This window comes from Confluentibacter citreus (assembly GCF_002807055.1).
Classification (GTDB): domain Bacteria; phylum Bacteroidota; class Bacteroidia; order Flavobacteriales; family Flavobacteriaceae; genus Confluentibacter; species Confluentibacter citreus.
Genome location: NZ_NIXN01000001.1, coordinates 957,996 through 972,035, shown reverse-complemented (window position 1 = coordinate 972,035; position 14,040 = coordinate 957,996). Strand labels below are relative to the sequence as shown.

Genomic DNA, 14,040 nt, shown 5'->3' with positions numbered 1-14,040 from the left:
ATGTAATAATTTAAATGTTAATATTATGATAAAATCACAATAAGCATACCAAAAAAGAAATCCCGTTACAAAATTTTGTAACGGGATTTTATATTAGGTAAAATTTAAAAATTTACTCTTGAACTACAAAAACGATGGGCAATGAATATGGAACTGTAACAGCTTTACCACGTTGTTTTCCTGGTAACATTTTTGGCAATAAATTGATAACCCTAGCAGCTTCTTTTTCCAAACCTGGATGTGGAGCTCTAGACTGAACACCAGTTACGGCACCTGTTTTATCAATTTTAAACATAACAGTGATACGTTGTCTTCCAGATAATCCTAAGTCACTTGCCAAGTCTGTATTGAATTTTTTTCCAACAAATTCTTGTATCTTCTCAGACATACATTTTCTCTTAGCATTATTATCACCTTTTTCACAACCTGGGAAAGTCGGAACATTCTCAATAACGGCAAATGGCACCTCAGTCTCTTCCTCTACTTGTTCCATTACAATTTGTTGCACTTCAACAATTTTCTCTGTTTGACTAGTTTCAGTTGATTGAATTATAGTTTCCTCAACCTCTTCCTCATCCTCAACAACCTCAATAACTTCTGTAGGAGCTGGTGGTGGTGGTGGTGGTGGTGGCGTTACTAATTGTTCTGTTATTGGAATTTCTTCATCTAATTCATCATCTAAATTTAATTGACCTATATCGATATTAGATTTATCATAGGTTTTATAATTAATGGCATAATTGGTTAAAAATAACATAAGCATTAAACCAATTGCAAAGTAAAGTGAACTGTTACGTCCAACATTAGCTTTAGGATTTTTTTTAGGTTCCATAATTTAAACTGTTTTTGTAAGGATGGTAAAATAACTATTTATTTATCAAAATTGCAAGCATTTATAATTTTTTAACTGTATTTCTATTTTTTAACAATAATAAAGATACAGTGAATAATACTCCCAAGGAATTTGCTAGCACATCAAACACATCAGCTTGTCTTGTTGCTGTAAACGCTCCTTGTAATACCTCAATAATTATACCAAAAATAATTGCTATGATAGACGCATAGATGATGGCTACTTTTTTATTTTTTTTGAATTGGAAAAAAAATGTATTAAACCATAAAAAAGCTAAAATAGCATATGTTAATGAGTGAAAGAGTTTGTCGCTAAATGACACTCCCATGCTTGGCAAGTTTTTAATTGGCAATAAACAAACCAACACCAATGCTAAAGAGTAAAGAATCGTTATTAAAAATAGATACTTTTTAAGCACCAATAAGATTTTTGTATTCTTCAGAAGACAATAAACCATCTATTTCACTAAGGTTGGAATATTTTATTTTTATCATCCAACCATCACCATAAGGATCCTTATTAACCTTTTCAGGTTCATCTTCTAAGGCATTATTAAATTCAATAATGTCACCTGATAGGGGCAAAAACAAATCTGAAACCGTTTTTACGGCCTCAACCGTTCCAAAAATTTCGTCAGCAGCAAGTGTTTCATCCAAGGTTTCAACCTCAACATATACAATATCGCCCAATTCACTTTGCGCAAAATCCGTAATGCCAACAATGGCAATATCGCCTTCAATTTTAACCCACTCGTGGTCTTTTGTATATTTTAATTCTGATGGAATATTCATGTAATTGTTTTAAGTTAAATATGGGCAAATGTATCTATTCGAACTTTAAATTCAAACAGATATATTTTTAATTTCCGAAATTATATCTCAGCGTAAATCCAGAGCGGATGGTTGTTTGTGGAAATGCTGTTGAAATGGCATATTCTGAAAACGAATAATCAAAATAAAACAAGGCTGTTAGATTCTTACTAAACGCATAATCCGCCGAGTATTTTAACATCCAAATAGTTTGTCCGGAGGTTATTTGATTATTTTCTAAATCCAAATACCTGATGATGGTTTTATTATCCCTGATGGAAATATCTGCCTTCATATTTAAGTCGCTCACTATACGTTGGCTTGGCCCTGCTAAATTTGAGCGGATACGCAAATCTTTTATCCTATAGCCCAATCCTAAAATATATTCATTTCCTTGAATTTCAGTCAACAAATTATTATCGAAACTGAGTGATAACAATCTATCCTTTTTAATTTCAGCCAAAATCTTAATAGAGTTTTGCATTTCCATATCTATTCTAATAAGCGGGCTAAACATTTCTGCTAAATTGATGTTGCTGTATAAGATTTGGTTTTTAAAATTCCCAGATTGGTCTAAATCGTCATTTGGTTGCGATGCATAATCCAAGCCATAATCGATACCATTAAAATCTAAATTAGACCTAAATTGATTAATGGTATACGTAGAACGATAGCCATGGTTTACTGAAAAACGCCTGAAATTCTTTTTAAACCAAGCGAACTTCATAAAGCCAGTGTATTTTAAATCCCAATTAGGAATAGGCACATTCCTAAATGCTCCCAATTTTACTTTACTAGCATCTTGGCCTGTATAAGCTGCCAAAAAAGCCGGCAATAATACGGCTTGACTATTTTTACCAAACCCATTGGGATAGCCATCTGCGTCCACATCATTAACATCTGCGCCCCTTTCAGAAGCCAATCTTCTGGCAATTATAAGGCGGTTTTCTCTAAAATCATTAAATGCATCCGAAACATTTTCATCACTTACACCAAATGCCGTCTTAATTAAAAGCGTTGAAATATTAAAATTCCCAAACGTATTTGGAGTCAACGATTCGTACTGTAAATCTCCTCCATTATTATTAACCCTAAAATTTTCAGTATAGTTTTCGTAATACATTCTGTTACCTATTACATCTATTTGTAAATCAGTTACGGGCTGTAGACTTGCAGAAACATCCAATTGTTTGGTATGTGTTTCTGTATACTGTTGGTTAAATTCTGGATACAACGTTAACCAACCACGACTGGCTGCTAAATATCTAATATCGCTTTGGCTACCAAACGTATATCCTAAAGTTGGTTTAAGGGTCCCTATAAAACCAGGGGTTTGTAGATAGCCTGGTAGAAAAGTTCCATTGTTTTCTGTATAATTAAATTGAATTCTTTTTATGCTGGTTAATATATCCACACCTGCATTTAATACTTTAGTAGTTCCTTGGCTTTTTGTATTTGCTTGAACAGGATTATTTTGTCCTACACCAGGAGGCCCGCCTCTACTGGTATTTGTAGTACTAGCTCGCGAAATAGGTTTTTTAACCAACCCAACATATCTATAAAGCTTGTTCATGTCGAGCGACGAATTAAGCCTATGCGTATTGGCATTTTGAATATTATTACCTAAATCATAGGTCGCGCCATCGAGTTCCAAATTACCAAATAAATCGGAGCCTTTTTGCCATTGAAAATCGCCACCATAATCATAAGTTGCGTTAACAAAACTTAAAGTCGGTATTTTATCAAGTGGCAATTTGTAAGTAAGACCTAACCTTTGGTATTGTCTATTGGGGTCTCCAAAATCCAGAAAACCATCCCAAACATCCAAATTGGGGTCTTGTTCTCCATTAAGAATATCATCTTTAAAATAATTACGTACTATATTATTGTTAGCTGCCGTAAAGTTCAATTGTAAAGAATTAGTTAGAGCATAATTAATAGTGTATTGAAAATCGAAGGTGTAATTTCTTCGGAATAACTCTTCTATGCCAATATTGCCTCCACCAAGATCGATATCCCTAAATTTTTGTTTATTGAATTGCCTGTTAATATCTGTATTGATGGTAAAACTTGTTGGCAGTAAATTCACATTGAAATCCTTTAGTATTTTCCAGTACTTTCCAGTAAACAAGGAATCATTCTTTTTAAAAGGCTCAATGGTGATTGGATTAAAGTTAAAAGCATAATTAGCACCAACCCTCACTGTTTTGTTTTCGGAATTTTCAATTTCAAAATCACGATGCTCCACATCGTTATAAGAATAGTTTAAGGTTAAATTCTCAACATCATAAAAACGAGGTGTGGCATCGGTTGTCCTTGTTTTTCTTATGCCTATAAAATTAATGCTTTGCCGTTTAGTATAATCTTCAGATTGCTGTCTTATAGTTTCCCTTTCATCACCAGAATTGGCAGCATTTAATCTAGATTGCAAGGTTAAATCTTGATAAAACTTGTCATATTTTGGCGTAAAGAGTTCTTCACTTTGTCCATAATTAAAAGGGATTTGGATCCCCCATTTTTTTGGCAATAACTGCCCTGCGTTTACATTGGCAACCACATCGTATTGCTTGACGTCTTCAAGGCTTCGCTGACTTGGCCCTTGGTCCAAACTACCAAAACCAGAGGTGCTTTGTCTTGCTGTAGCACTAACATTCATAAAATCTGCGAAATTGCTGTCCATACTTACTACAGCGGCCCAACCTCCTTCGTTTTCCATATCGGATAAGCGAAGTTCATTAAACCAAATTTCTCCACAAATATCATCACTGCTAGTTGCATTTTTAACCCCAACCATAAGGGTCCTAATATCACCAAAATTTGGATTTCCTTTTATACCTATACGATGCTGTCCGGCAATATAGCCAGAAAACGGATCTACTACAGCAACTAATTCACCATTTACAACATCATAAAAAGTTGGGTCTTCATTTGTTAACGTTCCATCTGAAATGCCATTGGATTTAATTTGACCTAAAAGTTTTAGAGCCAAATTAATCTCGTTGTCTTCTGGCCAAAGACCTGCTCTTGAATTAGATGTAGATACTTGTAAAGGAATCTCTATTTGGTAAAAATTCTGGGTTAAATCGTTACCCATTCTTATGAAACCAACTAAATCATTATCTGTTAAAGATCCTGAATCACCTTGCTCAGCATGTAAAAACATTCTTAAGCGGTTAAATTGACGCATGTCAATACTAATGTTTTTAAACACCCCTCTGGAATCTTCGGATTCTAAATTACAAACATTAACCACTAGTGATTGTTCATTTTGTGGTATGACCGTATTATTATTAAAAAGTTGTTCTGGTTCAATTCCTGGAGGACTACTATAACTTCCTTCATTTTCAAGCGTACCAATAACACCTACCGAAAAATCGGTTTGTACATCTTCTGGTGTGGCATCATTTCTATCTAAAGGCTGAGTATAACGTCTCCAATCACTTCTTACTAAATCTAAAGTTCCAAAACGAAATATGGTGGTTTCTGAAAATTCTTTAAGAAACATACGGGCAAAACGTACCGATCTTAAATCAGTAATACCACCCACAGCAGTCACGTGGCTTCCTTGAACCGGAACTCTAAGTAGATACCATCTCACATTTTGACTATCCCCATTAGCAAGTTCACGAGGTCTTTCTTTATAATCCCTTAAAAATTCTTTTAAAGGATTCGTATCGGGCATATTATCAAACCCCAATTGATCTTCTGGTAAATTTTGCCTAGTAATATCAAGTTCATACTCAAAATAACTATCAATCGTGTTCATGGTATTATCCCGATTAATATCTTCAACATCGGGTTGGGTGTTGGCTCCTCTGTCTGTATTACTAAAGGAGTCTGGGGTATTACCTTCTACACCATTAAATCCTTTGTACCTATCGAAAATATTGCCATCTGTGTTTAAAAAGTAGGTATAATTATCTTTTGATGGGTCTGGACCAAACTCAGCGCCAAATACGGCAATCTCTTCGGCATCGCTGTAACCATCATACCCAACATCCTGATTGGCTCGCTCCTCTCCTGTACTATCAAACGCATACACTAATGATTGATTTTGGGGCACAACAGTACCCCAGGCTGTAGGAGGCAATAAACTGACATCGCCATTTTTTGGCAAACCGTTTTCATATAATTTACGACCATCTTTAATAATGTCCTCTGATATATTTCCTAAGTTAAAAACCAATTTACCTCCGGGATTTGTTGGGTTTTCCTGAAATGGGTCTTGCAACCAAAATTCAATATACTCAACATTAGCCTGTTCTAAATCGGTTGATGTTAATTGTCGTGTAATACCCGCCCAAGATTCTGTAGGATTGCTTATAAAGTCGTTAACCGTATTTGGATCAAAATTATAAGGACCTCTTTCGGTTGGATAATACGCTAAATCTAAAGTGAATAATACCGAATTCTGACCTTGCACCAATTCTCTGTCTGGAAAGAGCTCATTTATAAAAACCCGGCTGGTATATAAACTGGATAGATCGTCATCTGATATACCATTAGGTTTTTGGCCGGTGTAAAAAATAGGATCGATGGTGTACCAGTTTAACATGGCTCGACCGTAACCATTTTGAATACCATTATTATCATCACCCGGCGACCCAGTTAAATCTAAAGGCCGACTGGATAAAAACCATGATAACTGTGATTTTAAATCGATGGCATTTTGAGTCCCTTCAAAATCATCAACATACGAGGTAGCTTCGCCATTAAGATTGGTTCCTTTGGGAGCTCCCGGTGCCAAATAAGCAAACTCGCCTCTTAATGACAAATTAGATTCCACATCGGTATCTATATTAGGCAACATATTTACCAAACGGGTTAAAAATGGCACTTTAGTGGCGTAATTTCCATTAATTCCAAAGATGGTATTATTAATGGGCTCGGTGCCATAATTAGCTTTTTGAGTTATGGGGCGTTCGTTTAGGTTTAAAAGTGTACCACCTAAAACAAAATTTTCATTGAATTTATGTTCAATATTAAGACCCGTAAATCTTCTGGTTTGTTGACCAAACACTGCATTGTTTTCCGTAGAAATATTAATAGGCGTATTGGATGCTTTTAAAGCTTCATCTAGTATTTGTACGCGCCCTAATTCATAATTGACCACATAATCAACACCTTCAACCAAAACACGACCACCAGCAGTTACTTTTACAGAACCTCTTGGCACATTAAAAGCCCCAATGGAAATACCATCACCTCCTGTTGATTTATACCTTCCTTTTATTTGAAACTTGTTTTTTTCAATTGCTTCTAAAGCGGCGGTCTTGGTACTTTTATAAAGTACATCATACACATACTTGGCTTGGTTTTCGTTGTATGATCCAGGATCATCGTAATCTTCTGCCACATTATTTGATAATCTATTGAACAAATATTCCCCAAAAGGCTCTGCATTTGGGAAAATAATTTTCCCATTTTGTGTCAAAACCGTTATCCCGGGAACAAAGTCAAAAAACCCATCGCCATTCGTTTGTGGATCGTTGTTAAAATTTAATTTATCCAAATTGAAAATCCTTAGCAAGGGAGATTCCTGAATTGGTTTATCGTTACCAATAGGGGTAGGAAACGGTGTTGAACCAACTGGTGTGATATAGTTTAAAGGAGATGCTTCGGTATAAAAAATGTTCAGTTTAAAATCATCTTGACTTAAGTTATAAGCCCCAGTATCATAAATGTTTTTCATCATCAAATCCCATACTGGTTGAGTGACGTTTGTAATACTACTTTTTAGCATTTTTAAAACAAGGTTTGAATTTACAACATTAGTAACTTGTCCAGAACCATTCGTAGTAACGCTGGTGGCATCTACACCATCATTGGCAAATTCACCTACTTGATACACTTGGCCTCCCACAGTATACTGAAATGCTACTGCCAAAACCTCATCATTATTTAGGCGTTGATTTAAAGAGACATATCCTAAATCTTTATTTAGGATATATTCTTGACCTTCAACTAATTTTCGGGCATTTTCCAATTTGGCATAATCAAAACCTTCTCGTGAATTTGGAACTAATATACCAGACTGCACACTAGCAATATCTCTAATGGCATTTGTTAACTGCGAGCCTGCTCCACCAATATTAGTTGGGTCTAACCCATTATTTTGATTATTTGGAAAAGCACCGGGTCCAGCAAAAACAGCAACGCCAGCATTACCAATTTTTTCATTTTCCCCAAGATCTTGAAGGGCTACAATATTTCTAACGTTCTCGGTTCTATTGCTACGATTAGTAATCCAAACTTCTATTCTTGTGATTTGTACTCCTCTATTATTCAAAAAAGGATAGGTTTGTAATGATTGGTCATAGGTATCCCTAAAATATTGAGACAAATAAAAGTGCCTATTCTCATCATAATCCCTGACAAACAATTCAAAATCCTCAACAGTTCCACCACCTTGAGCCACTACTGATGTTGCCTGTGATTTTTGTTCAGAAAAAACACCCGTAACAGTTGTTTTTCCAAATTGTAATTGAGTCTTAACACCAAATAAACTTTGCGCACCTGTTATTAAGGAACTGTTTAAAGGCATGCTAACATTACCTACTTCTATTTTTTGAATGATGTCGTCTTCGGTTGGCGTATATTCTAATTTGATAAGATTTTGGAAATCAAACGTGGATTGTGTATCATACTGAGCACTTACTTGAAGTCTCGTTCCAACTTTCCCAAGTAAACTCAGACTAATACGTTGGTCAAAATCAAACGTGAAATTACTCCGATTTCTAGGTGAAAAAGATGGGTTGTCTTGTCTAGAAAAAAGAATACCCATATCCATTTCTACTGATCCTTGCGGTACTACTTGAATGGAATCACTACCAAAAATGGACCTAAAAAAATCTCCTTTAAAAAAATCTGGCAATAAGTTTTTTTGGCCATCTTTTGCCCCACTCTTTTTACCATCAAAAGCATCAATTTTTTCTTTGTAATAGGATTTTAAATTTTCCCTAGCCACCAAATCCTGATATTCTTTAGGTGTTAAGATAATGGGGTAGTTTATATTGTAAGTTCCAATTTTTTCGGTATAAATATACCTATCAGTAATAGGGTCATACGTGTATTTAGACTCAATACTATTAGGGTTTGGTGTTTTAATGTTGCCTAAATTAAAGCCAGATATTATGGAATCCTGTTCGGGTTCTTGGGCCCGAGCCATGAGAGAGAATAAAAGAACAAAAACTAAAACAAAGTATTTTTTAATTATTCTATAAAAAATATCATTAGTTGTATTCAAATCTATTATAAATTTTTTAAGGCCTGTTTTATAATGGTTTCCACATTGGCATCTGGTTGCAATATCAGAATTTTATCCACAACACGCTCTGCTTGCTTTTTAACAAAACCAAGCACCTCCAATGCAGATAACGCTTCATTTTTATTGGTATTGTCTTTGGAAACCAAAACTTCATCCATATCATAAATCTTTAAGATTTTATCTTTCAAGTCAATGATAACCCGTTGTGCCGTCTTGGTGCCAATGCCTTTTATGGATTGTATCAATACAACATCTTCTTTTGCAATACCCTCTTTTATTTGTATAGGGGTTAAAGATGAAAGCATGGTTCTTGCAATATTGGCTCCAATACCGTTAACAGAAATCAATAACCTAAAAATATCCCTTTCCGATAACGAAGAAAACCCATACAACGTATGGGAATCTTCTTTAATTTGTAAATGTGTGTATAATTTTAAATATTCTTTATCAGGTATTTGAGAGTATGTATGTAATGATATATTGATGGCATATCCAACGCCATTACATTCTATTACAACATCTGTTGGGGTTTTCTCAACTAATTTTCCTTGAATATGAGTTATCATTTAACTTTAGGTTATCCTGCCAAATGTAATGAATTTATTTACTCTTGTTTATTTTACATTTCCCTTTTCTTTTTCCCATTTTTCTTTCTGCTGCGCATCTATAACAGAGATTGCAGTCATATTAACAATCTCATCTACACTAGCCCCTAATTGTAAAATGTGAACTGGCTTACGCATACCCATCATTATAGGGCCAATCGATTCAGCTTTATTCAATTCTTTAAGAAGTTTATACGTAATGTTTGCCGATTCTAAATTTGGAAAAATAAGGGTATTTACTTTTTGACCTACTAATTTTGAAAACGGGAATGATTTTTCAAGCATATCGCTATTTAAGGCGAAATCGATTTGCAATTCTCCATCTACCAATAATTCTGGATTGGTTTCATGTAGAATGGCTACGGCATCCCGAACTTTTGTTGTTCTAGGACTTGGAGATGACCCAAAATTGGAAAATGTCGTCATGGCCATAACAGGCTCCAGACCAAACATTCGTACAATTCTTGCTGTCATTTGAGCAATTTTAACCAAATCTTCAGCAGGGGGATCAATATTGATAGAGGTATCACTTAAAAATAATGGACCGCGTTGTGTCATCATGATATTTGTTGTGGCAACTCTTTTTGCTCCTTTTGCCAAACCAATTAACTCCATCATAGGTTTTACAACCGATGGATAACTAAGTGAGTATCCAGAAATAATGGCATCGGCATCTCCCTCATTAACCATCATCGCCGCAAAGTAATTACGTTCTCGCATGATTCGCTGCGCTGAATAAAGTGTAACACCTTTACGTTTTCTTTGCTCCCAATACACTTTGGCATACTTATTTTTTCGGGCTTCTTCTTCATCAGATTTTGGATCGATGATTTGAATATCTGCATCAAATTCGATTTCAGCCATTAACTTTTGAATCGTTTCCCTTCTACCTAGTAATATGGGGATAGCAATACCTTCATCATATGCAATTTGGGCTGCCTTCAAAACATCCAAATGATCTGCTTCCGCATACACCACACGCTTAGGATCCATTTTAGCTCTGTTGGTAAGTAATCTAATCATTTTATTATCAGACCCCAATCGTTCCAATAATTCATCTTTATATTTTTCCCAGTTTTCAATAGGATGCGTAGCAACACCACTTTCCATAGCAGCCTTGGCTACGGCTGGAGGCACTTCGGCAATTAAACGAGGATCGAACGGTTTTGGAATAATGTAGTCTTTACCAAATGTTAACCTAGTTTCGCCATAGGCAATATTAACCTGCTCAGGAACGGGTTCTTTAGCCAATTTTGCCAAAGCTTTAACAGCGGCCATTTTCATGGCTTCATTAATTTTTGTCGCACGAACATCTAAGGCTCCTCTAAAAATAAAAGGAAATCCTAATACATTATTTACTTGGTTAGGATGGTCTGAACGACCGGTTGCCATAATAATATCCTTTCTTGTATCTACAGCAAGTTGGTATTCTATTTCTGGATTAGGATTTGACATGGCAAATACAATTGGATTTTTAGCCATGGACAATAACATTTGTGGGCTAACAATATTTGCAGTTGATAAGCCAATAAAAACATCGGCATCAACCATGGCCTCATCCAAAGTATCAATTTTTCGATGGGTGGAAAATTCAGCTTTTTCACTCGATAAATTTTCCCTATCATTTCTTATAACGCCTTTACTATCAAGCATGACCATGTTTTCGCGTTTTGCTCCACAAGCTTGATATAAACGAGAACAGGAAATAGCAGCGGCTCCAGCGCCACTGATGACGATTTTTACGTCTCCGATTTTCTTTTTTGTAATTTCCAAAGCATTTATCAAAGCGGCTGCCGATATGATAGCCGTTCCGTGTTGATCATCGTGCATGACTGGAATATCCAGTTCTTCTTTTAAGCGTCTTTCAATTTCAAAAGCCTCAGGTGCTTTAATATCTTCTAAATTTATGCCTCCAAAAGTGGGAGCAATCATTTTTACGGTTTGAATAAATTCTTCAACATTCTCTGTGTTGACTTCTATATCGAATACATCTATGTCTGCAAAAATTTTAAAAAGCAACCCTTTACCTTCCATAACAGGTTTTGATGCTTCTGGACCTATATTGCCTAAACCTAAAACGGCTGTTCCATTTGAAATAACAGCAACCAAATTCCCTTTAGCCGTGTATTTATAAACGTTTTTTACATTTTTTGCTATTTCCAAACACGGTTCGGCAACACCTGGAGAATATGCCAAGGACAAATCTCTTTGGGTTGCATATTTTTTTGTTGGTACAACTTGAATTTTTCCTGGAGTTGGTTTTGCGTGGTATATAAGCGCTTCTCTGCGTTTACTTTCTTTGCTCATAGGGTTTTAGTTATAGTGGTTGTCAAAATTGAGAAACTTAGCTGTTAAACAATCCTTGAGTGTATGTACTATAAGGATATCGTTTAAGTGACAAATATAATAATCCTATACTTTAAACCGCTATTCTTTCAAGAAATTGATGTTTCTTTCTGAGTTTCTTTATTAGGATTTATTAATATATTAAACAAAGATTAAAATTGTGTGGAAATCTCATATTTATTAAACACTTTAATTCTAAAATGTAACATCACTAACTAAATATCTATATTTGATTTTTTTTGGAGACACCCCTAGTTTATTTAATAAATGAATTTAAAAAAAATCTTTCTCTCGATTGCTTTATGTCTGCTTAGCAATGTTATTATGGCTCAAAGACAAACATCTGGTAATGATTCAACGGAAGTATATAAAAAAATTGAGGATTATTCCAAACGACGTAAGTTTACAAGAGCCCTTCATGAATTAATTTTTAGATCTACCAACGACAAAACAAAAAACAACCGAAAAAAAGTTGCTACACAAACATATGACCCTTTTCAAGGAAAACCTATCAGAAATATTTTTATAGAAACCTTGGATCCTTTTGGTTATTCAATAGACGACACCAATAAAACACCCCATAATTGGCTTGAGAGAACGGGCAACCACCTCCATCTCAAATCTAAGGAATTTGCTATTCGGAATTTATTACTTTTTAAACAAGGTGCATCGCTCGACACTTTCAAAATTTCTGAATCAAAACGTTTGTTGCGCTCACAAAAGTTTATTAGAAGTGTAAAAATAGATATAGATAGAGTAGGAACTGAAACAGATTCGGTGGATGTTACAGTTCGAGTGCTAGACTCTTGGAGTTTGATTCCAAAAGGATCAATTTCAACGTCTAAAATGAATATAGCATTAGAGCAACGCAATTTTTTTGGCTTGGGCCATGAATTTAATAATAGATTTGATCAGAAATTCGAAGATAAAAGCACGGCGCACAGGATAGAATATGTCATTCCAAATATTAAAAACACCTACATAAATACCAGATTAATTTATGAAGAAACTTTAGAGGGGGATTTAAAAAAAATCTTAAGCATAGATAGAAGTTTTATTTCCCCATTAACGCGATGGGCTGGTGGGATTTATTTAGACAAACAAGTTAAATTAGATTCACTACCAGATTTTCAAAATTTTTTACAAAATAAAACATTTAAGTTTCAAACACAAGATTTATGGATAGGGCACGCTTTTAAAATTTTAGCAAATAATTCACTTGAAGGACGTACCACAAACCTCATCACCTCGTTTCGATTTGCCAATGTTGCTTATAAAGAATCGCCCGAAATGGCATTCGACTCCATCAATTTCTTTTCAAAAGAGCAGTTTTATTTAGGAACTATTGGATTGGCATCAAGGCAATTTGTTGAAGATTATTATATTTTTAGAGATGGTATTATTGAAGATGTTCCCATTGGTTTTGCTATTTCATTTACACCTGGTTATCAAATAAAAAATGATGTAAATCGCTATTATGTTGGAGGTACTATAGCATTTGCCGATTATTTTAAATGGGGTTACTTTAATGCTAATTTAGGCTACGGAACTTTTATAAGCGATAATAAAAAGGAACAAACCGCTTTGTCTTTGGAGCTAAATTATTTTACAAACCTTATTTCTTTAGGAAGTAAATGGAAGATGAGACAATTTATAAAACCTCAAATACTTTTAGGTTATAATCGAAAAAACACAATTGCAGATCGCCTGAATTTAAATGAAAACTACTATGCCTATGGCTATGACCGAAATGAATTTAAAAACTATACAAGATCTGGCATTCCCGGCTTCAATGCCAATATTTATGGCACTCAAAAAGCCATTTTGTCATTTCAAACTCAGTTCTATTCTCCTTGGAATATTTTAGGGTTTAGATTAAATCCGTATTTAAATATTACTGGAGGAATTTTAGGTGACGCCGATGAATCTCTTTTTGATAGTAAACTTTACTCTGCAATTGGCGTTGGATTTATTATTAGAAATGATTATTTGGTTTTCAGTTCCTTTCAACTATCTCTATCCTATTACCCAGTAACACCTAACGCCAGTGGGGGTGTATTCAAGACGAATGCTTTCGAAAGTAATGATTTTGGCTTTCAACAAATAGAAGTGGGAAAACCAAGCACCCTGTGGTATAGATAAAATACTATTTTTTTAACA

General features: G+C 34.8%; 7 protein-coding genes. 1 reads left to right on the top strand and 6 read right to left on the bottom strand.

Annotation, left to right across the window (positions count from 1 at the left end; translation table 11 throughout):
* Positions 1–112: 112 nt before the first annotated feature.
* The 6 genes from CDH49_RS04190 to CDH49_RS04165 all read right to left on the bottom strand — a co-directional run bounded on the left by CDH49_RS04190 (position 113) and on the right by CDH49_RS04165 (position 11,841).
* On the bottom strand, positions 113–832 hold the full coding sequence (locus CDH49_RS04190) for an energy transducer TonB (protein WP_100614130.1): 720 nt from the start codon (positions 830–832) through the stop codon (positions 113–115).
* Positions 833–893: 61 nt separating this feature from the next.
* Positions 894–1,181 carry a VanZ family protein gene (locus CDH49_RS04185; RefSeq protein WP_100614129.1) on the bottom strand — a complete coding sequence of 96 codons (288 nt, stop codon included), beginning with the start codon at positions 1,179–1,181 and terminating at the stop codon, positions 894–896.
* A gap of 82 nt (positions 1,182–1,263) precedes the next feature.
* Positions 1,264–1,644 carry a glycine cleavage system protein GcvH gene (gene gcvH, locus CDH49_RS04180; protein ID WP_100614128.1) on the bottom strand — a complete coding sequence of 127 codons (381 nt, stop codon included), beginning with the start codon at positions 1,642–1,644 and terminating at the stop codon, positions 1,264–1,266.
* Positions 1,645–1,711: 67 nt separating this feature from the next.
* A complete protein-coding gene (gene sov, locus CDH49_RS04175; protein ID WP_100614127.1) occupies positions 1,712–8,908 on the bottom strand; it encodes a T9SS outer membrane translocon Sov/SprA in 7,197 nt (2,398 codons plus the stop codon).
* A 5-nt stretch (positions 8,909–8,913) separates the two neighbouring features.
* On the bottom strand, positions 8,914–9,495 hold the full coding sequence (ruvA, locus tag CDH49_RS04170) for a Holliday junction branch migration protein RuvA (RefSeq protein WP_100614126.1): 582 nt from the start codon (positions 9,493–9,495) through the stop codon (positions 8,914–8,916).
* 48 nt (positions 9,496–9,543) lie between these two features.
* A complete protein-coding gene (locus CDH49_RS04165) occupies positions 9,544–11,841 on the bottom strand; it encodes an NADP-dependent malic enzyme (RefSeq protein WP_100614125.1) in 2,298 nt (765 codons plus the stop codon).
* Between the two features lie 363 nt (positions 11,842–12,204).
* On the opposite strand from CDH49_RS04165, the gene CDH49_RS04160 reads away from it, so the two are divergent.
* The gene (locus CDH49_RS04160) at positions 12,205–14,022 is read left to right on the top strand and encodes a hypothetical protein (protein WP_239970569.1); all 1,818 of its coding nucleotides are present in this window, start codon (positions 12,205–12,207) and stop codon (positions 14,020–14,022) included.
* Positions 14,023–14,040: the final 18 nt, after the last annotated feature.